19 protein-coding genes are annotated in these 24610 nt (G+C 38.4%); 18 read left to right on the forward strand and 1 reads right to left on the reverse strand.

The window, feature by feature from the left end; all coding sequences use genetic code 11:
* Positions 1 to 7 precede the first annotated feature (7 nt).
* The 8 genes from dnaE to ACFFHF_RS02610 all read left to right on the forward strand — a co-directional run bounded on the left by dnaE (position 8) and on the right by ACFFHF_RS02610 (position 10866).
* Positions 8 to 3367 carry a DNA polymerase III subunit alpha gene (dnaE, locus tag ACFFHF_RS02575; protein WP_377057565.1) on the forward strand — a complete coding sequence of 1120 codons (3360 nt, stop codon included), beginning with the start codon at positions 8 to 10 and terminating at the stop codon, positions 3365 to 3367.
* Positions 3368 to 3478: 111 nt separating this feature from the next.
* Positions 3479 to 4717: an NADP-dependent malic enzyme gene (gene ystJ, locus ACFFHF_RS02580; protein WP_160546636.1), complete on the forward strand. Its 1239-nt coding sequence runs from the start codon at positions 3479 to 3481 to the stop codon at positions 4715 to 4717.
* 13 nt (positions 4718 to 4730) lie between these two features.
* Positions 4731 to 5354: a FadR/GntR family transcriptional regulator gene (locus tag ACFFHF_RS02585; protein WP_160546716.1), complete on the forward strand. Its 624-nt coding sequence runs from the start codon at positions 4731 to 4733 to the stop codon at positions 5352 to 5354.
* A gap of 143 nt (positions 5355 to 5497) precedes the next feature.
* Positions 5498 to 6379 (forward strand): acetyl-CoA carboxylase, carboxyltransferase subunit beta, encoded by an 882-nt coding sequence (gene accD / locus ACFFHF_RS02590; protein ID WP_160546637.1) that lies wholly within the window; start codon positions 5498 to 5500, stop codon positions 6377 to 6379.
* Complete coding sequence (gene accA / locus ACFFHF_RS02595; RefSeq protein ID WP_377057566.1) at positions 6364 to 7344, forward strand: acetyl-CoA carboxylase carboxyl transferase subunit alpha; 981 nt, start codon at positions 6364 to 6366, stop codon at positions 7342 to 7344. The genes accD and accA overlap by 16 nt, the downstream gene beginning before the upstream one ends.
* Positions 7345 to 7637: 293 nt before the next feature.
* Positions 7638 to 8597: a 6-phosphofructokinase gene (pfkA, locus tag ACFFHF_RS02600; RefSeq protein WP_160546639.1), complete on the forward strand. Its 960-nt coding sequence runs from the start codon at positions 7638 to 7640 to the stop codon at positions 8595 to 8597.
* A 33-nt stretch (positions 8598 to 8630) separates the two neighbouring features.
* A complete protein-coding gene (gene pyk / locus ACFFHF_RS02605) occupies positions 8631 to 10388 on the forward strand; it encodes a pyruvate kinase (protein WP_160546640.1) in 1758 nt (585 codons plus the stop codon).
* A 91-nt stretch (positions 10389 to 10479) separates the two neighbouring features.
* Positions 10480 to 10866 carry an FxsA family protein gene (locus ACFFHF_RS02610; RefSeq protein ID WP_160546641.1) on the forward strand — a complete coding sequence of 129 codons (387 nt, stop codon included), beginning with the start codon at positions 10480 to 10482 and terminating at the stop codon, positions 10864 to 10866.
* 29 nt (positions 10867 to 10895) lie between these two features.
* Here the strand turns inward: ACFFHF_RS02610 and ytvI are convergent, their stop codons facing one another.
* Positions 10896 to 11975 (reverse strand): sporulation integral membrane protein YtvI, encoded by a 1080-nt coding sequence (gene ytvI, locus ACFFHF_RS02615; protein WP_377057567.1) that lies wholly within the window; start codon positions 11973 to 11975, stop codon positions 10896 to 10898.
* 248 nt (positions 11976 to 12223) lie between these two features.
* Between ytvI and ACFFHF_RS02620 the strand changes: the two genes are divergently transcribed.
* The 10 genes from ACFFHF_RS02620 to polA all read left to right on the forward strand — a co-directional run bounded on the left by ACFFHF_RS02620 (position 12224) and on the right by polA (position 24607).
* Positions 12224 to 12682, forward strand: a complete 459-nt coding sequence (locus ACFFHF_RS02620) for a DUF441 domain-containing protein (protein ID WP_160546642.1) — start codon at positions 12224 to 12226, stop codon at positions 12680 to 12682.
* 241 nt (positions 12683 to 12923) lie between these two features.
* A complete protein-coding gene (gene citZ / locus ACFFHF_RS02625; RefSeq protein WP_160546643.1) occupies positions 12924 to 14042 on the forward strand; it encodes a citrate synthase in 1119 nt (372 codons plus the stop codon).
* A gap of 186 nt (positions 14043 to 14228) precedes the next feature.
* A complete protein-coding gene (gene icd, locus ACFFHF_RS02630; RefSeq protein ID WP_160546644.1) occupies positions 14229 to 15497 on the forward strand; it encodes an NADP-dependent isocitrate dehydrogenase in 1269 nt (422 codons plus the stop codon).
* Between the two features lie 108 nt (positions 15498 to 15605).
* On the forward strand, positions 15606 to 16544 hold the full coding sequence (gene mdh / locus ACFFHF_RS02635; protein ID WP_160546645.1) for a malate dehydrogenase: 939 nt from the start codon (positions 15606 to 15608) through the stop codon (positions 16542 to 16544).
* Between the two features lie 115 nt (positions 16545 to 16659).
* Positions 16660 to 17136 (forward strand): MaoC/PaaZ C-terminal domain-containing protein, encoded by a 477-nt coding sequence (locus tag ACFFHF_RS02640; protein ID WP_160546646.1) that lies wholly within the window; start codon positions 16660 to 16662, stop codon positions 17134 to 17136.
* A 124-nt stretch (positions 17137 to 17260) separates the two neighbouring features.
* Positions 17261 to 17977, forward strand: a complete 717-nt coding sequence (locus ACFFHF_RS02645) for a winged helix-turn-helix domain-containing protein (protein WP_160546647.1) — start codon at positions 17261 to 17263, stop codon at positions 17975 to 17977.
* Positions 17974 to 19743, forward strand: coding sequence for a two-component system histidine kinase PnpS (gene pnpS, locus ACFFHF_RS02650; RefSeq protein WP_377057569.1), 1770 nt, complete (start codon positions 17974 to 17976; stop codon positions 19741 to 19743). Before ACFFHF_RS02645 ends, pnpS begins: the two co-directional genes overlap by 4 nt.
* A gap of 222 nt (positions 19744 to 19965) precedes the next feature.
* The gene (gene hflK, locus ACFFHF_RS02655) at positions 19966 to 20931 is read left to right on the forward strand and encodes an FtsH protease activity modulator HflK (RefSeq protein WP_160546649.1); all 966 of its coding nucleotides are present in this window, start codon (positions 19966 to 19968) and stop codon (positions 20929 to 20931) included.
* Positions 20924 to 21859, forward strand: a complete 936-nt coding sequence (gene hflC / locus ACFFHF_RS02660) for a protease modulator HflC (RefSeq protein WP_160546650.1) — start codon at positions 20924 to 20926, stop codon at positions 21857 to 21859. The genes hflK and hflC overlap by 8 nt, the downstream gene beginning before the upstream one ends.
* A gap of 114 nt (positions 21860 to 21973) precedes the next feature.
* On the forward strand, positions 21974 to 24607 hold the full coding sequence (gene polA / locus ACFFHF_RS02665; protein WP_160546651.1) for a DNA polymerase I: 2634 nt from the start codon (positions 21974 to 21976) through the stop codon (positions 24605 to 24607).
* Positions 24608 to 24610: the final 3 nt, after the last annotated feature.

Here is a 24610-nt window from a genome sequence, read left to right on the forward strand (position 1 = left end):
GATATATATGTCTTTTGTTCACCTTCAAGTGCAAAGTGCGTTTAGTTTATTATCAAGCACAGCTTCCGTTGAACAATTGGTAAAGGGAGCAAAAGAAAAGGGATTTACGATGCTCGCATTAACTGATTACAATGTCATGCATGGTGCTGTCACCTTTTATAAGCAATGCTTAAAGCATGAGATGAAACCGATCATTGGACTTACAGTGGATGTTCAAAGTGAGATAACTTCTAATATGGCGTTCCCACTTATTCTTTTAGCGAAAAATCAGGTGGGATTTCAAAACTTAATGAAAATTTCAAGTGTTGTACAAACGAAATCCAAGGAAGGTATTCCGTTAAAATGGCTTAGACATTACGCAGCTGGATTATTTGCGATTTCTCCGGGAGATGCGGGGGAAATCGAGTCGTACTTACTAGAGGATAACGATGAACAAGCAGCGAGATGTGCGGAATTGTATAAACATATATTTGGAGCAGATAGCTTCTTTCTTTCCTTGCAAAATCATAATGTTCCAACAGAAACCAGTCTTTTAAACAAACTCGTTTCTTTAGGGAATTCTCATTCAGTACAAACAGTCGTCACAAATAATGTTCGATATCTACAACAATCGGATTCATTTGCCCATGAGTGTTTATTAGCCATAAAAAATGGAGAGAAGTTACACGATGATGACAGGGAACGTTTGGGGACCGACCAATATTATTTAAAAACGAGTGCAGAGATGGTTGAACTTTTTGCGGACTTCCCTGAAGCGTTAGAAAATACTTGGCGAATTGCTGAAGAATGCAATGTTATGGTTGAGCTCCATAAACAAAAGCTTCCTAAGTATCCAACACTTGAGGGTGAAACGGCAGAGGGATTGTTAGAAAAGCTTTGCATGAAAGGTCTTTCTGAAAGGTACAGCTCTGCAACCAAAGAGCATAAAGAGCGATTACGATACGAATTAAGCGTAATAGAGAAAATGAAATTTGCTGATTACTTCTTAATTGTTTGGGATTTTATGAGGTTTTCACGAGAACAGCATATATTAACTGGTCCGGGTAGAGGTTCGGCAGCAGGATCGTTGGTTTCATATGTGTTGTACATAACGGATGTTGACCCATTAAAATATGATTTGTTATTTGAAAGGTTTCTAAATCCAGAACGTATCACAATGCCAGATATCGATATCGACTTTCCGGATCACCGTCGTGATGAGGTGATCGAGTATGTCGCTAACAAGTACGGAGAAGCACATGTGGCTCAAATCGTTACTTTTGGTACGTTGGCAGCAAAAGCGGCCCTTCGTGATGTTGGAAGAGCTTTTGGATTAAATACGAAGGAACTCGAAGGTCTGTCAAGAGCGGTACCTTCGCAACTTGGAATATCATTAAAAGATGCCTACGCTCAGTCAGAAAGGCTCCGTGCATTTGTTAATGAATCTCCTACAAACCAAAGGCTGTTTGAGACAGCAGTAAAGTTAGAGGGCCTTCCAAGGCACACATCCACACATGCAGCTGGGGTAGTGATCTCTGAAGAACCGCTTGTTAACACTGTTCCCATAAGTGAGGGAAGTCAATCTGTCTATCTCACTCAGTATGCGATGGACGATTTGGAAGAGGTTGGACTATTAAAAATGGATTTTCTGGGTTTAAGGAATTTAACCCTCATAGAATCTATTATTGATTTGATAAAAAAGAGAGTAAGAGTTAATTTTGATATTAAAACGATTCCTTTAGATGATAAGGATACGTTTTTGATGTTAAGCCGTGGAGAAACAACGGGTGTGTTTCAATTAGAGTCTGAAGGGATGAGACATGTATTAAGACGGTTAAAGCCAACAAATTTTGAAGATATTGTTGCGGTAAACGCTCTATACCGTCCCGGACCTATGGAAAATATTCCGATGTTTATAGATAGAAAGCATGGAAAAGAACATATCTCGTATTTGCATGAAGATTTGAAGCCGATTCTTGAAAATACGTATGGAATCATCGTGTATCAAGAACAAATCATGCAAATTGCTTCAACGATGGCGGGGTTTAGTTTAGGTGAAGCTGACTTATTGAGGCGAGCAGTTGGAAAAAAGAAAAAAGAAATTCTTGATAAAGAAAGACAGCATTTCGTTGAAGGTGCAATGACAAAGGGGTACGAGTCAAGCATTGCCAATGAGGTATATGATCTGATCGTAAAATTTGCAAACTATGGATTTAATAGGAGTCATGCCGTTGCATATAGTGTGATTGCGTATCAACTCGCATACCTTAAAGCGAACTATCCAGTGTATTTTATGGCTGCGTTATTATCCTCAAGTATTGGTAATGAGTCAAAGATTGCTCAATATATAAAAGAATGTCGTGAAATGGGTATTCAAGTTTTGCCTCCATCCATTAACAAAAGCGGCTATACTTTCTTAGTGGAAAATCATGCAATTCGATACAGTCTTACAGCCATAAAGGGGATTGGCGTTGCAGCTTTAAAGGGCTTGTTCTCCGCTAGAAAAAGCAAGAAATTTTCGGATCTCTTTGATTTTTGTATCCGAGTGTCTGCTAAATCAGTTAACCGGAAGGCATTAGAATCGCTTATCCATTCCGGTAGCTTCGATGAATTCGGAGAAGACCGTGCCGTGCTATTAGCTAGCCTTGACGTGGCTTTAGATCATGCGCAGCTAGTAAATCCTGATGACTCACAGCAAGGAGATCTATTTACAGATGATGAGTTTTTCCTGAAACCAAAATATGTAACCGTTGATCCGATAAGGGCTGAAGATAAACTAAGGCAGGAGAAAGAAGCATTAGGCTTATATCTTTCGGACCACCCCGTTTCCATTTATGAGAAAGAAGCTAAGTTGGAACAAGCAATGGCGATTTCTTATATTTCAACTGCAAGTAGAAATGTAAGGGTTTTGGTCTATATTACTGAATTGAAGAAAATTCGTACAAAAAAGGGAGAAACGATGGCTTTCTTGACAGTATCCGATCAAAGCGGGGATATGGAGTCGGTTGTCTTTCCTGCTGTTCTAAAAAGATATTCGCTGCTCTTACAACAAGGTAATATTGTGTTTGTTGATGGGAAAATCGAGGAACGAAATGGAGTAAAGCAACTCATAATATCATCGGCCAAGGAAGTAGTTAAAAACGAAGAAACGGTGGATGGTAAAAACATATTATATCTAAAAATACAAAAGCATCAAGAACAAAGTGAATTCTTGCATGCACTAAAGAAACTGCTAAACAGGCATTATGGAGGAACACCTGTTATTCTTTACTACGAGGAGTCTAAGAGAAGTATTAGGCTTGGTAAAGAGGATTATGTACAACCTACAACGATACTCATTAGGGAAATCCAGGAGTTGCTTGGTTCAGATAACGTCATTTTGAAATAATTAGCCTTTACATCCATTTGTATTATGTTATATTGTGTAAGTGTACGTGGTCTGACCACTAAAAGGGGATGGAGAAAAGTAAGTTATTTTAACTAAGGGGTGGAATGCATTTTGACTTTACGTGAAGAAGCATTACATATGCACAGAGTAAACAAAGGTAAGCTCGAGTCAAAATCGAAAGTTCAAGTTAGGAATGCAAATGACCTAAGCCTTGCCTATTCGCCAGGAGTGGCCGAGCCTTGTAAAGAAATTTATGACAAGCCTGAAACGGTCTATGATTACACGATGAAAGGGAATATGGTTGCTGTTGTTTCTGATGGAACAGCTGTCCTTGGACTAGGAAATATTGGTCCAGAAGCGGCACTTCCTGTTATGGAGGGAAAGGCTGTTTTGTTCAAAAGCTTTGCTGGAGTTGATGCATTTCCAATCTGCTTAGGTACAACTGACGTCGAAAAAATTATTGAAACCGTCAAGTTATTAGAACCAACATTCGGCGGAATAAACCTTGAAGATATTGCTGCTCCTAATTGCTTTGTGATTGAGGAGAGACTAAAAAAGGAAACCAATATACCTGTGTTTCATGATGATCAGCATGGTACAGCAATCGTTACAGTTGCTGGTTTAGTAAATGCGCTAAAGCTTGTTGGCAAATCGATGAATGAAATTAAAGTCGTAGCTAACGGAGCAGGTGCTGCAGGGATTGCGATTATGAAACTTCTATATACCTATGGTGTACGTGATATTATTATGTGTGACACTAAAGGGGCTATATATGAAGGTAGACCGTTTGGAATGAATGATATTAAAAATGAAATAGCCAAATATACGAACCGTAATCAAGAAACAGGTAGTCTTGTAGATGCACTTAAAGGTGCAGATGTGTTTATTGGAGTTTCTGTTGCAGGTGCATTAACGGGTGAAATGATTCAAACAATGAATGAGGATCCAATTATTTTCGCTATGGCGAATCCAACACCGGAGATCATGCCTGAAGAAGCGAAAAAAGCTGGAGCGAAGGTTATCGGAACCGGACGTTCTGATTTCCCGAATCAAGTAAATAATGTACTAGCTTTCCCTGGGATTTTCAGAGGTGCTTTAGACGTAAGAGCCACTCATATTAATGAAAAAATGAAGGTGGCAGCGGTTGAAGCAATTGCTAGTCTTGTTTCAGAAGAGGAGCTAAGTGCTGACTACGTTATTCCAGCACCATTCGATCCGAGAGTAGCGCCTGAGGTAGCGGCAGCAGTTGCGAAGGCAGCAATGGAAACAGGTGTAGCCAGAATAAAGGTTGACCCATTGGAGATTAAGACTAGAACTAGCCAGCTTTCCGTTATTGGAAAGAGCGAGTGATTTTAAAGTGAGCATGGAACCAGTGAAACGAGGCTCAAAAGTCTATCTGGAAATTGTTAAGCAGCTTCGAAGTATGATTGAACAAGATGGTTTAAAACCCGGTGATAAAATTCCATCAGAGCGAGAACTTTGTGAGCGTCTTAATGTAGGACGCTCCTCTGTTCGTGAAGCATTAAGAGCTTTAGAACTTTTAGGACTAATTGAGACCCGTCGAGGAGAAGGTACCTTTATAAGAGATTTTCGCAGTAATCAGCTTGTGCAGCTACTTGGCACATTTGTGCTTCAAGATTCAAAAGCAAAACAAGATGTGATTGAAACGAAGTATTTAATCGAATTAGATTGTTTAAGACTCATTCTCCGTAGAAATAATGTAAAGCAACTAGAAGATTTAAAAGAGTGGCTCGAATCTTGCGAATTTACGGACGATCAGTTTTTTATAAAAATTATTGAGCTGGCTGATAATCATCTTTTCTATCGTATTTGGTCGATTTTAAATGATTATTACGATGCGCTAAAGCTTCCGAAGATGGAAAGGAACGATCCGTTCTACTTCGCAATCGTTCAAGCCTTACTAGGTGGAAATGAGGCGGATGTTCTACGGTCGTACTATTCACTACGGAAACTGTCGAATGCTTAACGACAAATATCTGCAGAATTTATTGTGACATTATACTAACATGATAAAAAGAACTAGACGAGCCTTCATATATAAAAGGCATTATTTTTCATTTTAGTGGTCTGACCACTGAGATTATTAGAATTCTATGGGGAGGTTTAAGCTTGCCAATTAAAGATCTATTTACAAAATCAAAGAAGAAAAAATATGCAACTATTCCAACCGAGGCTGCAAAGCAAGATGTCCCAGAAGGGATTATGACCAAGTGTCCAAGCTGTAAAAAAATCATGTATTCTAAGGAATTAATAAAGAATCTTAAGGTTTGTGTTCACTGTGGATACCATCATCCAATGAATTCACAGGAGAGGCTGAAAAGCTTTGTTGACGAAGGAAGCTTCGTTGAACTAGATCGGTATATGATATCTGAGAACCCACTTGGATTCCCCGATTATATTGAAAAGCTTGAAAAGGATCGTCAGAAAACAAATTTAAATGAAGCTGTTGTGACTGGTGTATGTAAGGTCGAAGGACATGACGCGGTTGTTGCCGTGATGGATTCTACTTTTAGAATGGGAAGCATGGGCTCTGTAGTTGGTGAGAAGATTACGAGAGCGATCGAAAAAGCAGGTGAGCTATCCATCCCATTTATCATCTTTACAGCTTCAGGTGGAGCAAGGATGCAAGAGGGAGTATTGAGCCTGATGCAGATGGCCAAGACGAGTGTTGCCCTTAAAAAGTTTAGCGACGAAGGTAACCTAATCATATCGATCATGACACACCCGACTACTGGCGGAGTATCTGCTAGCTTCGCTTCTCTTGGTGACTTTAATTTCGCTGAGCCAGGTGCTTTAATTGGATTTGCAGGGAGAAGAATTATCGAACAAACCATTAGAGAAGAGCTTCCTGAGGATTTTCAAACAGCAGAATTTCTTTTAAAGCATGGTCAGTTAGATGCGGTAATCTCTAGGGATGATTTGAGAGAGAAAATTTCAACATTACTTGATATTCATACGCCTGGAGGTGAAGTAGAATGGTTGGAGAACTAGAATTCGAAAAACCAGTCATTGAACTGAAAAAGAAAATTGCAGAATTAAAAGAATTTACAGCGAGTGCGGAAGTAGATTTGACAGACGAAATTGAAAAGCTTGAGGCAAGACTTCAAAAGCTTGAAAAAGATATTTATGACAACATGAAGCCATGGGATAGAGTGCAAATTGCGAGACATCCTGCCAGGCCAACCACTCATGATTATTTATCGATTATCTTTTCTGATTTTATTGAATGTCATGGGGACCGCTTTTTTGGGGATGACGAAGCCATTGTAGCAGGAGTAGCGAAGTTTCAAGGGTTGCCTATTACTATTATTGGCCATCAGCGTGGGAAAGATACGAAGGAAAATATCCGTAGAAATTTTGGAATGCCACATCCTGAAGGGTACCGTAAAGCATTAAGACTTATGAAACAAGCGGAGAAATTTAATCGTCCGATTATTTGTTTTATTGATACGAAGGGTGCGTATCCTGGGAAAGCTGCAGAAGAAAGAGGGCAAAGCGAAGCGATTGCAAGGAACCTTTTTGAAATGGCTAGCTTAACCGTACCTATTGTTTGTATTGTCATTGGAGAAGGAGGAAGTGGTGGTGCCCTTGCACTTGGTGTAGGTGATCATATCCATATGCTTGAAAACTCAACATATTCGGTTATTTCCCCTGAAGGAGCTGCAGCTATCCTTTGGAAGGATGCTTCTCTTGCGAAACAGGCCGCTGAAACCATGAAAATCACGGCACCAGACTTAAAGGAACTTGGAGTGATCGATGAAATTATTCCTGAAGTTCGAGGTGGAGCCCATAAGGACGTAAATACACAAGCCGAAAGCATAAGAAATACGATTCAGCAGTCACTAAAGCAGTTGTTACAGCTAACAGAAAATGAACTGCTTGCGTTAAGATATGAAAAATACAAGAATATGGGTAAATATACATTTTTACACGAATATATAGGTGTAAATGGATGAGTGTGTTTCAACACACTCTTTCTTATTTTTTTAGAGAAATCCCAATAAAATGACAGTAAATATCGAATTATGAACATTTTTAGAAAAAAAAGATAGAATTAAGCGCTTTCAATAAAAAAACTATTTCGTCTATTGATTTTATGTTTATGATAGAGTTGAGAACATTGTTTCTTCATGGTATTTTAGAAATATTCCCGGGTATTCTGTAAATAATAGTAGTGCATCACATGTCGTATTATTCATCTTCTAACTATACATAATACTTCAACAATCCAATACAGAGGTGATTTGCTTTGAAAAGAATCGGTGTGTTAACAAGTGGTGGAGATTCACCAGGTATGAACGCTGCTGTACGTGCGGTCGTTCGTAAAGCAATTTTTCATGATATGGAAGTCTATGGAGTATACAATGGCTACTCTGGCTTAATTAGCGGAAATATCAAAAAGTTAGAACTAGGTTCTGTTGGTGATATTATTCATCGCGGGGGAACCATGCTTTATTCTGCTCGTTGTGAGGAGTTTAAAACAAAAGAAGGTCAGCAAAAAGGAATTGAACAATTAAAGAAATTCGGTATTGAAGGTTTAGTTGTCGTTGGTGGCGATGGATCTTATAGAGGGGCAAAAGCATTAACAGAGCACGGCTTCCCTTGTATTGGTGTACCAGGAACAATTGATAATGATATACCAGGTACAGATTATACAATTGGATTTGATACTGCTCTAAATACGGTAATTGATGCAGTAGATAAAATTCGTGATACGGCTACTTCTCATGATAGAGCTTTTATCATTGAAGTTATGGGGCGAGATGCAGGAGACATTGCTCTTTGGGCTGGTTTAGCAGGAGGAGCTGAAACAATCTTAATACCAGAAGTTGGTTATGATATGGATGAGATTGCAGCTCGTTTGAAAAGTGGCCATGAGCGTGGCAAAAAGCACAGTATCATCATGGTTGCAGAAGGTGTTTGCAGTGGTGTTGAATTCAGTAAGCAAATCAAGGAAGCAACCGACCTTGACACTCGTGTGTCTGTGTTAGGACATATTCAACGTGGTGGATCTCCTACCGCAGCAGATAGAGTGCTTGCTAGTCGTCTAGGTGCATTTGCGGTTGAGTTATTGTTACAAGGCAAGGGTGGAAGAGCGGTTGGTATTGAAAAGAATGAGCTTATTGACCACGATATCATCGAAATTCTAACGAGAAAGCATTCGGTAAATCAAAGTATGTACAACTTGTCAAAAGAGCTATCCATTTAACGTTTTTTAAAATATTAGGAGGTCCACAACTGTATGCGTAAAACGAAAATTGTTTGTACTATAGGCCCAGCAAGTGAAAGCGTAGAAAAATTAACACAGCTGATTGAGGCTGGGATGAATGTTGCTCGTCTAAACTTCTCTCACGGTGACCATGAAGAGCATGGTGTACGTATTAGAAATATCCGTGAAGCTGCAAAGCAAACCGGAAAAACAGTTGCTATTCTGTTAGATACAAAAGGTCCAGAAATTCGTACAAATAATATGGTTGATGGTGCAATTGAGTTAGTTGCAGGAAACCATGTGATTGTTTCTATGACCGAGGTGGAAGGAACGGTTGATAAATTCTCCATTACATATCCTGGGCTAATTGATGATGTGAACGAAGGTTCAAAAATTTTACTAGATGACGGCTTAATTGGCTTAGAAGTAACTAAGATTGACCGTGATGCTGGGGAAATTTATACAAAAATTTTAAATACAGGCACACTTAAAAATAAAAAAGGTGTAAACGTTCCAGGTGTATCTGTAAATCTGCCAGGAATCACAGAAAAGGATGCGAACGATATTGTTTTTGGTATCGAGCAAGGAATTGACTTTATTGCAGCTTCCTTTGTACGTCGTGCATCCGATGTACTAGAAATTCGCCGTTTATTAGAGGAACAAAATGCAACACATATCCACATTATTCCTAAAATTGAAAATCAAGAAGGTGTTGATAATATCAACGAAATTCTTGAAATCTCTGACGGGCTAATGGTTGCACGTGGAGACCTTGGAGTAGAAATTCCTGCGGAAGAGGTACCTCTTGTTCAAAAAAGTTTAATTAAAAAATGTAACGCACAAGGGAAGCCAGTTATTACGGCTACACAGATGCTTGATTCTATGCAACGTAACCCACGTCCAACAAGAGCGGAAGCAAGTGACGTAGCCAATGCTATCTTTGATGGAACAGACGCTATTATGCTCTCAGGGGAAACAGCTGCTGGTGTGTATCCTGTAGAAGCGGTTCAAACGATGCATAACATTGCATCTCGTGCAGAATCTGCATTGGATCATAAAGAAATCTTATCTAACCGTAGCAAAGAAAATGATCATAATATTACAGATGCAATTGGGCAATCAGTTGCGCACACAGCATTAAATCTGGATGCAAATGCGATCATTGCTCCTACTGAAAGTGGACATACGGCTAGAATGATCTCTAAATACCGTCCTAAGGCTCCAATTGTGGCTGTTACTTCTGATGACGGTGTAGCCCGACGTCTATCACTAGCTTGGGGTGTGTATCCTCAAATCGGAAAACAAGCCAATACTACTGATGAAATGCTTGATACAGCGGTAGAGGAAAGCTTAAACAGTGGAATCGTTTCTCGCGGAGATTTAGTGGTAATTACTGCAGGTGCGGTCAATGTTAAAGGCACAACAAACTTAATGAAAATTCATGTTGTTGGAGATGTAGTACTAAAAGCTCAAGGAATTGGAAGAAAAACAGCTTTTGGTAAAGTGGTGATTGCTAACTCAGCGAAAGAAGCGTTAGATAAAGTAACAGAAGGTTCTATCCTTGTTACGATTGGCTCAGATGCTGAGATGGTTCCAGCAATTGAAAAATGCAGTGCGTTAGTTACGGAAGAAGGCGGCTTAACAAGTCATGCTGCAGTAGTAGGACTGAGTCTTGGGATTCCAGTAATTGTAGGCGCTGAAGGTGCAACTACTAGCTTAAAGGATGGTCAAGAAGTTACGATTGACGCTTCACATGGTGTTATTTATAACGGTCACGCAAGCGTTCTATAATATAAGTGAAGAAGTAGCCTAATGGTTGCTTCTTTTTTGCTGATTTTATGGAATACACATATAATAAAAGGACAACTAGGAGGCGATTATTTTGCGTTATATCGTTTTACTATTAATTATAATACCGGCAGCAGAAATCGGTCTTTTGCTCTTATCAGGCAAGACTATTGGCATCTGGACTACCATCACCCTTATCGTTCTAACAGGCTTGCTTGGTGCCTACCTAGCAAAGCAACAAGGACTTGATACGATAAGAAAGGCTCAACATCTCCTTCAATCTGGTCAAATGCCTGGTGATGTACTATTGGATGGAATTTGTATTATCATCGGTGGCACACTTCTATTAGCACCAGGTTTTATAACAGATGCAACAGGCTTCCTATTACTGGTACCGCCAACAAGAAAATTATTCAAAATCTTACTCAGCAAGGCATTCGACAACTGGATGAACAAAGGGAAAATTAAGATAATAAAATAAGAAAAGTCCATTCTCAGGAGAATGGACTTTTATGCTTCTTTTCCCTTAATAAAGGACCAAACATCTTTAAATACATTTGCACGGTGCAAGGTTGTGATGATGACAAGGGTAACAGGACCTGCAATTAACCCTAAAAAGCCAATTAATTTAAAGCCAACAAATAACGCAATTAATGTGGCAAGAGGATCAAGACCTATGTTAGAGGATAATACTTTTGGCTCCATGACCTGTCGTTGAACAAGCACAATGATATACAAAACTCCTAAACCTATAGCTAAACTCATCTCTCCTGCAATAGCCTCATAAATAATCCACGGAACAAACACAGCGCCTGTTCCTAAGTAAGGAATAATATCGACTAATCCTGTTACAAGTGCGATGGTAATCGCATAATCTACACGTAAAATTAAAAGCCCAATAAGAATGATTACAGTTGTAATAGATATTAAGGTAAGTTGAGCTTTTATAAAGCCAAATAGCGCTTTTTTTAAGTCTTCAAGTACTCTCTTTGTGCTGCTTTTGGCACGGGGGGGAATAATCTTATTACTAAACCGTGACAGGCGATACCAATCTTTACTAATGAAAAAAGTGGCCAACAAGGAGAATATGACTACTGTTGCAGCATTTGGAAACCATGATAGGATATTAGGTATGTTTCCAAAGAAGCTTTGCACAAAATCACCTATCGTGGATCCAATGGTTCTTCCTACATTTTGAATATTGGTTATTATCGTATCTTGTTGACCGGTATCTAATGAATTAAATAAGCTTGTTAATTGATTATAAAGTGGAATAATCTGAGCAGTGATAAAGTCCTCGATGAAACCAATAAGAGTATCCAAATGTCTTGGGACGACATCAGCTAAATAGTCTGCACCAGACACAATTTCTGCAATTAATAAAGTAATGAAACCTGCAAATAAAGCAAAAATAAAGATAATACCGATTAAAACGGCAAGTGCTCTAGGTAACCGACCTTTGCTTTCTAAGAAATTTACAAATGGGTTTAGCATAAAAGCAATTAAAAGGCCGATGATAAAGGGGTATGTAACCTTTGAAATTTGAATCAGGATAAAAACGGACAAAAGCACACTAACAATTACGATCATAAAGCGCATAGTTCTAAATAAATAGGTGAGATTCAGATTAATCGTCCTCCTAATAGTAGAATGAATGGTAGACTTGTTTACTCTTTATTTTACCTACGTATGAAGATTATGGAAAGTTTTGTTTAATGTGAATAATGTTCTCGTTAACTTTCGACAAATAGAGTGATTTTTCTGAAGTGAAAGTCCCATTGTTTATATGCTGAGTTTTCTTATGGTAAAATAACGTTTATATAAAGGAGGCCTTGAGGTTGATAACACAAGCTAACCTATTTTTGTTCATTTTATTAGTAATTGGTTTTATCGCAAAAAACCAATCTTTAATCCTTGCCGTTGGGGTACTTTTGTTACTAAAAATAATCGGCGTGGATTCAAAAATCTTTTCTTATATTCAATCCAAAGGAATTAACTGGGGAGTTACTGTTATTACTTTTGCCGTACTAGCCCCTATTGCAAGTGGTGAAATTGGGTTTAAAGACCTAACAGCTGCCTTTAAATCACCCTATGCATGGATTGCTTTAATATCTGGAATGGCAGTTGCGTTGATCGCAAAAGGTGGTATAACCCTTTTGGCAAAGGATCCCCATATAACCACCGCTCTTGTGCTAGGAACGATCTTGGCTGTTTCACTTTTTAAGGGAGTGGCTGTAGGACCACTAATTGGTGCAGGTATCGCTTATCTAGCAATGAAATTTTTTGAACTCTTCTAATGGGTGATAAGTTTTCTGAATAACTAGGCTTAAGTTTTTCTAATAAAATATTAATTTTTTCACATTTTAGGCGGTTTTCGTTCACAAATGTCAGATAATTGTTTATAATAGGACTTGTAAGCGCATCCTTTTTATGGGTGTGAAAAAATTTATAGTCTTATAGTTATCTATAATGTTAATATTTTAATAACTCAGAGAATTAGAAGGGTTAGCGAATCACTTTGTAAAGGAGAGGGTCAATATGACAGCAACACGTGGTCTTGAAGGGGTAGTAGCTACGACTTCCTCTGTCAGTTCAATCATTGATGATACACTAACATACGTAGGGTACGATATTGATGACTTAGCAGAGAATGCCAGCTTTGAAGAAGTAATCTATCTTCTTTGGCATAGAAGACTTCCTACACAACAAGAACTAGCAGAGTTAAAATGCCAATTGTCGGTAAATGCAGAGCTACCCAAACAAGTGCTTGAGCATTTTAAGTTATATCCAATTAATGAAGTACACCCAATGGCTGCACTTCGAACGGCTGTTTCGCTCTTAGGCTTGTATGACGAAGAAAGCGATGTAATGGAAGAGCAAGCAAACTATCGCAAGGCAGTTCGACTTCAAGCTAAGATGCCTGCAATTGTGACAGCATTTGCGCGTATTCGAAAAGGGTTGGAGCCAATCCCTCCTAGAACGGACTTAAGCTTTGCCGCAAATTTCCTTTACATGCTTTCAGGCAAAGAGCCGGAGCCTATTGCAATTGAAGCCTTTAACAAGGCACTTGTCCTTCATGCAGATCACGAATTAAATGCTTCAACATTCACAGCACGTGTATGTGTAGCCACTTTATCGGATGTATACTCTGGTGTAACGTCAGCTATTGGAGCATTAAAGGGTCCATTACATGGTGGAGCTAATGAAGCTGTAATGAAGATGTTAACTGAGATTGGAACATTAGAAAATGTTGATACTTATGTTCGTGAAAAGTTAGCGAACAAGGAAAAAATCATGGGCTTTGGTCACCGTGTCTACAGAAAAGGAGACCCTCGTGCAAAACACTTAAAGCTTATGGCAGAGAAACTTACTAACTTAACAGGAGAACCACATTGGTTTGAAATGTCTACAAAAATTGAGAACATTGTAACCGGTGAAAAGAATCTTCCACCAAATGTAGACTTCTACTCTGCTTCTGTATATCATAGCTTAGGAATTGACCACGATTTATTTACTCCAATCTTTGCAGTCAGCCGCGTTTCTGGTTGGTTAGCTCATATTCTAGAACAATATGAAAATAATCGATTGATTCGTCCAAGAGCCGATTATACTGGTCCTGGAATGCAAAAATATGTAGCGGTTGAGCAAAGAGGATAAAATTAAATAGAATACAGCATTTTACTTTTAGCTAAAATATTGCTGTAATAGAGAGGAGAGGTTAGAGGCATTTGGCTCTAACCTTTGATTCTGATGTTGCCCTCTATGGATAGAAATCTTTTATACATATTGATTGACCTGAAGCAGGGCGCATCTTGTTAGACAAAATGGAGGGAGAATTATACTATGCAAGGTGAAAAAATTACTGTAACAAATGGAGTTTTAAATGTACCAAATCATCCAGTAGTACCTTTTATTGAAGGAGACGGTACGGGTCCTGACATTTGGGCTGCGGCTTCTAAAGTGCTAGATGCTGCTGTTGAAAAAGCTTATAACGGTGAAAAGAAAATTGTTTGGAAAGAAGTACTAGCAGGTGAAAAGGCGTTCAATCAAACGGGAGAATGGCTACCAAGTGAAACGTTAGAATTAATTAACGAATATTTGATTGCTATTAAAGGGCCTTTAACAACACCGATTGGTGGCGGAATTCGTTCACTAAATGTTGCTCTTCGCCAAGAGCTTGATTTATATGTATGTTTACGTCCTGTTCGTTGGTTTGAAGGAGTTCCTTCACCAGTTAAACGTCCTCAAGATACAGACATGGTCATTTTCCGTGAAAATACAGAAGACATTTACGCTGGTATCGAATATGCAAAAGGTTCAGATGAAGTGAAAAAGCTTATTTCTTTCCTTCAAACTGAAATGGGAGTAAATAAAATTCGCTTCCCTGAAACATCTGGACTTGGGATCAAGCCAGTGTCTGAAGAAGGAACTGAACGGCTAGTTCGTGCTGCAATTGAGTATGCAATTAAAGAGGGACGTAAATCTCTAACTCTTGTTCATAAAGGTAACATCATGAAATTCACTGAAGGTGCGTTTAAGAACTGGGGCTATGAGCTTGTTGAGAGAGAATACGGCGATAAAGTGTTCACATGGGCACAGTATGACCGTATTAAAGATGAACAAGGCACAGAGGCTGCAAATCAAGCTCAAGCTGATGCAGAAGCTCAAGGGAAAATCATCGTGAAGGATGCAATTGCAGATATTTTCCTTCAACAAATTCTAACTCGCCCACGTGAGTTTGATGTAGTTGCAACGATGAACCTTAACGGAGACTATATTTCTGATGCACTTGCTGCGCAGGTGGGTGGAATTGGTATTGCACCTGGAGCAAACATCAACTATGTAACAGGTCATGCAATTTTTGAAGCTACACACGGTACAGCACCGAAGTATGCTGGATTAGATAAAGTAAACCCTTCATCTGTTATTCTTTCTGGTGTATTAATGCTTGAACACCTAGGCTGGAATGAAGCAGCGAAACTAATCGTCGATTCAATGGAGAAGTCAATCGCTTCTAAAGTGGTAACTTATGACTTTGCTCGTTTAATGGATGGAGCAACAGAAGTGAAGTGCTCAGAATTTGGAGATGTGCTTATTAAGAACATGGGATAATTTTGTTCTAGAGGCTGTTCTTTTCTAGAACAGCCTCTTTATCATTTGTATACCTTTAATAAGAATTGACTTAGGACAATGACTTTTAAAATGTAGGGGGAAAAGGTTATGTCAATGAAGCGTAAAAAGATCTCGGTAATTGGTGGGGGCTTTACTGGAGCTACAACAGCTTTTCTACTTGCACAAAAAGAACTTGGAGATGTTGTTTTGCTGGATATACCGCAAATGGAAAATCCAACAAAGGGAAAGGCTCTAGATATGCTTGAAGCAAGTCCGGTTCAAGGGTTTGATGCAAATATTACAGGTACAGCAGATTATGCAGATACAAAGGATTCTGATATTGTTGTAATCACCGCTGGAATTGCGAGAAAACCAGGAATGAGTCGTGATGATCTCGTTCAAACCAATCAAAAGGTTATGAAAGCGGTCGCATCTGAAGTAGCTAAGTACTCACCAAACTGTACGATTATCGTTTTGACAAATCCAGTGGATGCCATGACATATACTGTTTTCCAAGAAACTGGTTTCCCGAAAAATCGTGTCATTGGTCAATCAGGTGTTCTAGATACGGCACGCTTCCGTACTTTTGTGGCTCAAGAGTTAAACTTATCTGTTAAAGACATAACAGGCTTTGTTCTAGGTGGCCACGGTGACGATATGGTTCCTCTTGTTCGTTACTCGTATGCTGGTGGGATTCCACTTGAGACACTACTGTCTAAAGAACGTTTAGAGGCTATTGTTAAACGTACGAGAAAGGGTGGTGGAGAGATTGTTAATCTATTAGGAAATGGCAGTGCTTACTATGCACCTGCTGCTTCTCTAGTAGAAATGTGTGAAGCCATCTTGAAAGATCAGCGTCGGGTTCTTCCATCTATTGCTTACCTTGAAGGAGAATATGGATATAAAGGTATTTACTTAGGGGTGCCAACGATCCTCGGAGCTAACGGAATAGAACAAGTGATTGAGCTTGAGTTAACAGATGAAGAGAAAAGTGCTCTGGATAAATCAGCAGCGGCTGTACGAAATGTAATGGATGTTTTAGTTTAATAAAATGGAAAATTCGGGGTTCTTCCCCGAATTTTTTGTTCTTCTATGCTTTTGATATAATAAATGTATTAGAGTTGATATGAGACCGATTTCATTTATTGGAGGTATCGTTACCATGTTGTTAGGTAAAAAGAGAAAATTAGGCCGGAAAATTAATGAAATTTCTAGAGGAGAAAAACTTTCCCTGACAGAAAAGATTGAAGATAAGGACTTACTATTATATCTTGGTCTAACGAATGATGCGAACCCTTTGTATATTCAGCATGATTATGCATCACAAACTCCTTTTAAGAAGCCGCTGGTTCCAAGCATTATGCTAACTGGAATCGTTACAGCTGCTGTATCAAAATATATGCCTGGTCCAGGTAGTCATATCCTAAAACAAGAAATCGAATATGTGAAACCAGTTTATCATTATGAGATGATTGAATTCATGTTCGAAGTGTCTGAAGTAAGTATAAGCAATCATACAATTGAGATTACTGTTGATGGTAAAAATGAAGAGGGAGAACAAGTAATAAAAGGTCTCCTTTTAGTATGTCCACCTCATCCATTAGAGGCATTAGATGGTCATGCATTGGAAAATTTTTAACAGGAAATAGGCGTGCTTTTTAAAAGTACGTCTATTTTTTATGAATTTTTTGTTATCTTTATTAAATGAATATGTATTATAATGGATGTGGATGATGGGGTAATAAGTGAATGTGGAGGCTTTTATGGAAAAAAGAGTACTTGTAGTCGATGATGAGCAGTCCATTGTAACGCTCCTGCAGTACAATTTAAAACAGGCTGGTTATGAAGTGCTAACGGCTGCGGATGGCGAAGAAGGACGGAATATAGCTTTGGAACAGGAACTAGACTTAATTATTTTGGATTTAATGCTTCCGAAGCTTGATGGAATTGAGGTTTGTAAGCAGCTTCGTCAACAAAAAGTCTTGACGCCTATTCTTATGTTAACTGCAAAAGACGATGAATTTGATAAAGTTCTCGGACTTGAATTAGGTGCAGATGATTATATGACAAAACCGTTTAGTCCAAGAGAAGTCGTAGCTAGAGTCAAAGCTATTCTTAGAAGAACCCAATTACAGCCAGAACCAGTTGTCGTACAAGAAGAGGAAAAAGACCTGCTTCAGATAGCAGAACTGAAGATTTATCCTGAACAATACGAGGCTTACTCTGGAGATATATTGCTAGAGCTCACTCCAAAGGAATTCGAATTATTACTCTATTTAGCAAGACACAAAGGAAGAGTTCTAACGCGAGATCAGCTTCTTAGTGCGGTATGGAATTATGATTTTGCAGGAGATACACGAATTGTGGATGTTCATATTAGTCACTTAAGAGAGAAAATCGAACAAAATACAAAGAAACCAGTATATATAAAAACCATTCGAGGCTTAGGCTATAAGATGGAGGAGCCTAAGGGAGAATGATAAAATTTCGAACAAGACTCTTGTTTGCCCTAATTATGCTTATTTTCATTGTTCTTATTGGATTAGGCCTATTGTTAGGACAATTGTTCAAAGGATACTACATTGATTCCTTTGATGGGAGGATGAAGCAGGAAACCAAATTAGTCTCTACGTATATTCAAGATACTGGCGGCATAGGTCATATTTCTAAAGATAGATTAAATGATTTTAGCGATACGCTAAGTTCTCGAATTACAATACTAGGAAATAAAGGGGATATTATTTATGATAGTGGTGCCCTTGAAAATACGAGTAATAAGAGGCATGACAGTGTTCTCCAGTCCATCTTCGAAAATCAATTAGAAAAAGAAGATGAAATCATTGAAGTAGGTGGAGGATATAATCTTCATTACTATTGGGACGAAATAACTATTAATGGTGAGACAGAGGGCATCATTGTATTAAGCACGAAACTTACAGAAATAAAAAATGCATACGAACAAATCTGGTGGATCTTAACGGTTTCACTTGGTATCGCGTTATTTGTGATTATTTTATTAGGTTATAAAATAACGACCATGTACACAAAGCCGATAGAATCTGCGACCAATGTAGCTATTGAGCTTGCAAAAGGAAATTATCGTGCAAGAACGTACGAGGATCATGCAGATGAAACAGGTATGCTGAGTAGTTCAATTAATGTTTTAGCTAGAAACCTACAGGAGCTCATGAAGTCAAAAGAAATTCAACAAGATCGATTAGGGACCTTGATTGAAAATATGGGAAGCGGACTTATATTAATTGATAGTCGTGGCTACATAAATTTGGTCAATCGGACGTATAAAGAAATTTTTCAAGTAGAATCAAATGAGTATTTAGAAAAGCTCTATTATGAAGTAATTGACCAAAAAGACATTTGTGATTTGATAGAAGAAATTTTTATGACTGAGCACAAAATTAGAAAACAACTAATTGTACCTGTAGGGATTGAGAGAAGACACTTTGAAGTGTATGGTGTCCCAATTATCGGCTTAAACGATGTTTGGAAAGGGATTTTATTAGTTTTCCATGATATCACCGAGATAAAGAAGCTTGAACAAATGCGTAAAGATTTTGTGGCAAATGTATCACACGAGCTAAAGACACCTATTACTTCCATAAAAGGGTTTTCCGAGACCCTTTTAGATGGAGCCATGGAGGACAAGCAAACCTTAGAAGCTTTCCTGACGATTATCTTGAAAGAAAGCGATCGTTTACAAACATTAATACAAGACTTATTAGACCTTTCGAAGATGGAGAAGCAAGGTTTTCAATTGTCGATTCAAAAAATAGATATTGTTGCTGTGTTGCATGAAGTTCTTCCTATATTAGCAGGAAAAGCACTTGAAAAGAAAATTGACCTTCAATTTGAAGCCGAGCAAGAAGCGATCTTTGTTGAAGGCGATGTATATAGATTAAAACAAGTGTTTATTAATCTAATCACCAATGCCATTTCCTATACTCCAGAAGGAGGGACTGTGAAGGTTGAAGTTCGAGAGAGGACAAGCAAGATAAGAATAAAGGTCATAGATAGGGGTATTGGAATTGAGCGAAAGGAAATTCCCCGAATCTTTGAACGTTTTTATCGAGTAGATCGTGCAAGAAGTAGAAACTCTGGTGGTACGGGTCTAGGTTTAGCCATCGTGAAGCATTTGATTGAAGCTCATAAGGGGAATATTCGAGTAGAAAGTAAGGTTGGAAGAGGGACCACGTTCATCATTGAACTTTTAAAAGAAATTCCTAAATAAATTCAGGTTCCTTGGATACAAGTTTTACAGTACATTTACATTTATTATATTTTTCCTTAATAAATGTTCTGTAATATCATAAGGGAAAACCCCTTCATCCAAGGACCTAAAGAAAAGGTGAAAGCTAACCCCGCTTTCACCTTTTCTTTTTTATTGAAACCTTTTTCACGCCCATTCGTATAACAATTAAATGTCTTAATAAAGGGAAAGAGGTGAAGGTTGTTGCTTAGTTTAAAAAGAATTTATTCACTGGTAGGTCTAATACTTTTAATCATAGTATTAAGTTTTGTAGTTTTTACGACGTGGTATACCGTTGATGAATCAGAACAGGCTGTTATATTAACCTTTGGGAAGGTAGAAGAAGGAATAACAGAACCTGGGTTACATTTTAAAATGCCTTGGCCTATTCAAAATGTTGAGAAGCTTTCGAAGGAAACATTTAGTTTACAGTTTGGATATGAAGAAAAGGATGGAGAAATTGTTGGATTCGATAGTGAAACAAAAATGATTACCGGAGATGAAAATATCGTTCTCGCAGATCTTGTTGTTCAATGGAAAATTACTACTCCTTCAAAATACTTATATAATGCGGATAATCCAGAGGAGATTTTACGTGATGCCACTTCAGCGTCTCTTCGTAGCATTATAGGAAGCTCCAAAATTGATGATGCCTTAACCTCTGGGAAAGCTGAAATAGAAGCAAGTGTCAGAGAGCTACTGTCTACGCTAATGGGCAAATATGATATAGGGATTACTATTATGGCGGTGAAACTGCAAGATGTTGAGCTTCCTAATGAAGAAGTTCGTAAAGCATTTACCAATGTCACAGATGCACGTGAAACGATGAATACTAAAATCAACGAGGCAAAGAAATACCAAAATCAAAAAATCAATGAAGCAGAAGGGGAAAAGAAAGCCCTTATTTCGAGAGCTGAGGGGGACCAATCAGCAAGAATCGAGATTGCTAGAGGGGATGTAGCGGTTTTTAATAAGCTCTATGATGAGTATAAAAACAATCCTGAAGTAACTAGACAAAGGCTTGTGTTAGAGACATTAGAGGAAGTATTACCAGGAACAGAGATTTATATCATGAATGATGATGGTGATACATTGAAGTATTTCCCGATTAGACCTCTAGAAAAAGAAGAAGCAAAGCCTCAGGCAGAGGGGAGTGGAAACAATGAGTGATGGAAATGTAATCGATATGAAAGAGCGTTCTGGAGATGGTTTTAAGTGGAGGAATTATACCAAATTTGGATTGATTGCGCTTTTAATCCTTCTATTGATTGGGATCACCCTTACGAATTTATTTATCGTTAAGGAAGGAGAGTACCGAGTTATTCGCCAATTCGGTGAAGTGGTTCGAATTGAAAGTACTCCAGGTCTTAGTTATAAAATCCCATTTGTTCAAAGTGTTTCGACTCTACCAAAATATCAAATGACCTATGATGTGAATGAAGCTGAAATTAATACAAAAGATAAAAAACGTATGTTAATTGACAATTATGCTGTTTGGAAAATTGAAGATCCTAAAAAGATGATTTCGAATGCGAGAACGCTTGAAAATGCTGAGGGAAGAATGGAGGAGTTTATTTACTCGGTTGTTCGTTCAGAGCTTGGAAAGTTAAACTACGAAGAAATCATTAATGATGAGGCGTCAACTAGAGGTTCCTTAAATGATAAAATTACAGAGAAGGTTAATGAGCTCCTCTCACAAGATAATTACGGAATTGTGGTAACGGATGTGCGTATGAAAAGAACAGATCTCCCGAAGGAAAATGAACAGTCGGTGTTCACTCGGATGATCTCAGAACGTGAATCAAAGGCACAGGAGTATTTATCAATTGGGGATGCACAGAAAAATATTATTATTGCGGATACGGATCGCCAGGTGAAAGAAACACTAGCGAAGGCGCAAGCAGATGCCGAAACGATTCGTGCGGAAGGAGAAGCTCAAGCAGCAAGGGTATATAATGAGGCGTTCTCCAAAGACCTGAGCTTTTACCAATTATTTAGAACATTAGAATCGTATAAAAAGACGATTAACGGAGAAACCGTGATTGTTCTGCCATCAGATTCACCTTATGCCCGTTTGCTTATGGGATATACGGAGTAAATATGAAGCCGGCGTTTTCCTTTCCTATCATGGTCATGGTAGAATAAAGAAGGAAAACACTGGCTTTTTTACATATGACATGAGACAAGCTTTAAGTAGAAAGGGAGGCTTCCTTTGAATAAGAAACTCGTATTAATTGACGGAAATAGCATTGCCTACCGGGCATTTTTTGCTCTGCCGTTGCTAAACAATGATAAAGGAATTCATACAAATGCTGTTTATGGATTTACAATGATGCTCTTGAGGATATTGGAGGATGAAAAGCCATCACATATAATGGTTGCGTTTGATGCTGGGAAAACAACCTTCCGTCATAAAACATTTAGTGAGTATAAGGGAGGACGTCAAAAAACGCCGCCTGAGTTATCCGAACAATTTCCTTTTATTCGAGAAGTATTGGACGCATACCGAATCAAAAGGTACGAACTTGAAAACTATGAAGCGGATGATATCATTGGTACGTTATCGAAGAAGGCCGAGGAAGATGGCTATGAAGTGAAGGTCATTTCAGGAGATAAAGATTTAACGCAGTTGAGTTCTGAAAAAACAACTGTTGCCATCACAAAAAAAGGGATCACAGAAATTGAGGAATACACTCCAGAGCATATCAAAGAAAAATACGGTTTAACACCCAAGCAGATTATTGATATGAAAGGGTTAATGGGGGATACGTCAGACAATATTCCTGGGGTTCCTGGAGTTGGAGAGAAAACAGCTATCAAGTTGCTAACGGAGTTTGGGACGCTTGAAAAGCTACTCGAGTCGATTGACCAAGTGAGTGGAAAGAAACTAAAAGAGAAGCTAGAGGAATTTAAAGACCAAGCAATCATGAGTAAAGAGCTGGCAACCATTACGCTGGAAGCTCCAGTGACCGTACAACTCGATGAATTCGAATATGACGAATTTGACCGTGATAAGGTTGTTCAGTTATTTAAAGAACTAGGTTTTAACTCATTGCTTGATAAATTAGGAGACAATGAAGGTGCTTCAGTGGAAGAACCCTTGGAGAATGTGGAATACACGACGGTTAAAGAAGTAACGGAAGAACTTTTTGCAACGGAGAATGCCTTATACATTGAAGTATTAGATGATAATTATCATTATGCTGATCTTGTGGGTATATCACTAGTGAATGAAAAGGGGAACTTTTTCATTCCTACCAATGTAGCAATAGAATCATCCGTTTTTAAAGCTTGGGCTGAAAATGAAGCTTCTAAAAAAATTGTGTATGACGCGAAAAGGACAGAGGTATCACTAAGACACCACCATATCCATCTAAAAGGTATTGAATTTGACCTACTGTTAGCTGCTTATATTATGAATCCAGCAGAGTCTGTTGATGATATTTCAACGACTGCTAAACGTTATGGCTTTACGAGTATTAGTTCGGATGAGGCTTTTTACGGAAAAGGTGCTAAGAGAAAGATACCTGAACCGGAACAGCTTGGAGAGCATCTCGTTCGAAAAGGACTTGTGTTACAGGACCTTCGCGATAAGCTCGAACAAGAGTTAAAATCGAATGAACAATTTGAACTTTATTATGATTTGGAGCTTCCTTTGTCTTTGATTTTAGCGGATATGGAATCGTGTGGAATTAAGGTTGATATGGATCGACTTCATGCGATGGGAGAAGCAATTACTGAGCAATTAAGTACCATTGAAGCTCGTATCTATGATCTTGCGGGCGAAAGCTTTAATATTAATTCACCAAAGCAGTTAGGCGTGATTCTCTTTGAGAAATTAAAGCTTCCGGTAGCGAAAAAGACAAAAACGGGCTATTCGACATCTGCAGATGTACTGGAAAAGCTGGAAGAAGAACACGAAATTATTCGAGAAATATTAAATTACCGTCAGCTTGGTAAGCTTCAGTCCACTTATATTGAAGGTTTACTTAAAGTAATTAATCCTACAACAAATAAAGTTCATACAAGATTTAATCAGGCTTTAACTCAGACTGGAAGATTAAGCTCTACAGATCCGAATTTACAAAATATTCCCATAAGACTGGAAGAAGGTCGTAAAATTCGTCAAGCCTTTATCCCGTCAGAGGAAGGCTGGGTCATTTTTGCAGCAGATTACTCACAAATTGAATTACGTGTATTGGCACATATTGCAAATGATGAAAAGCTAATCGAAGCCTTTCAAGAGGGTCTGGACATTCATACAAAAACAGCGATGGATGTGTTTCATGTATCTAAGGAAGAAGTCACTTCCAACATGAGAAGACATGCAAAAGCGGTAAACTTTGGAATTGTTTACGGTATCAGTGATTATGGGTTGTCCCAAAGCTTAAACATTACCAGAAAAGAAGCAGGTAGCTTTATTGAAAGATATTTGCAAAGTTATCCAGGTGTAAAAGAATATATGGAAGAAATCGTAAAAGATGCAAAACAAAAGGGATTTGTGTCCACGCTATTGCATCGCCGAAGATATATCCCAGAAATAACAAGCAGGAACTTCAATCTGCGGAGCTTTGCGGAACGTACGGCGATGAATACACCGATTCAAGGAAGTGCAGCGGATATTATTAAAAAAGCGATGATCGATATGGCGGACAGGCTCAAAAAGGAAAATCTAAAATCACGATTGTTGCTATCTGTACACGATGAATTAATATTTGAAGCTCCAGAAGAAGAAATCGAGCGATTGAAGGAAATCGTCCCTGACGTAATGGAACATACAGTGGAGTTAAAGGTACCACTTAAGGTTGATTATTCCTACGGTCCGACTTGGTTTGACGCGAAATAAAGG

Source organism: Robertmurraya beringensis, assembly GCF_042433785.1.
Lineage (GTDB): Bacteria > Bacillota > Bacilli > Bacillales > Cytobacillaceae > Robertmurraya_A > Robertmurraya_A beringensis.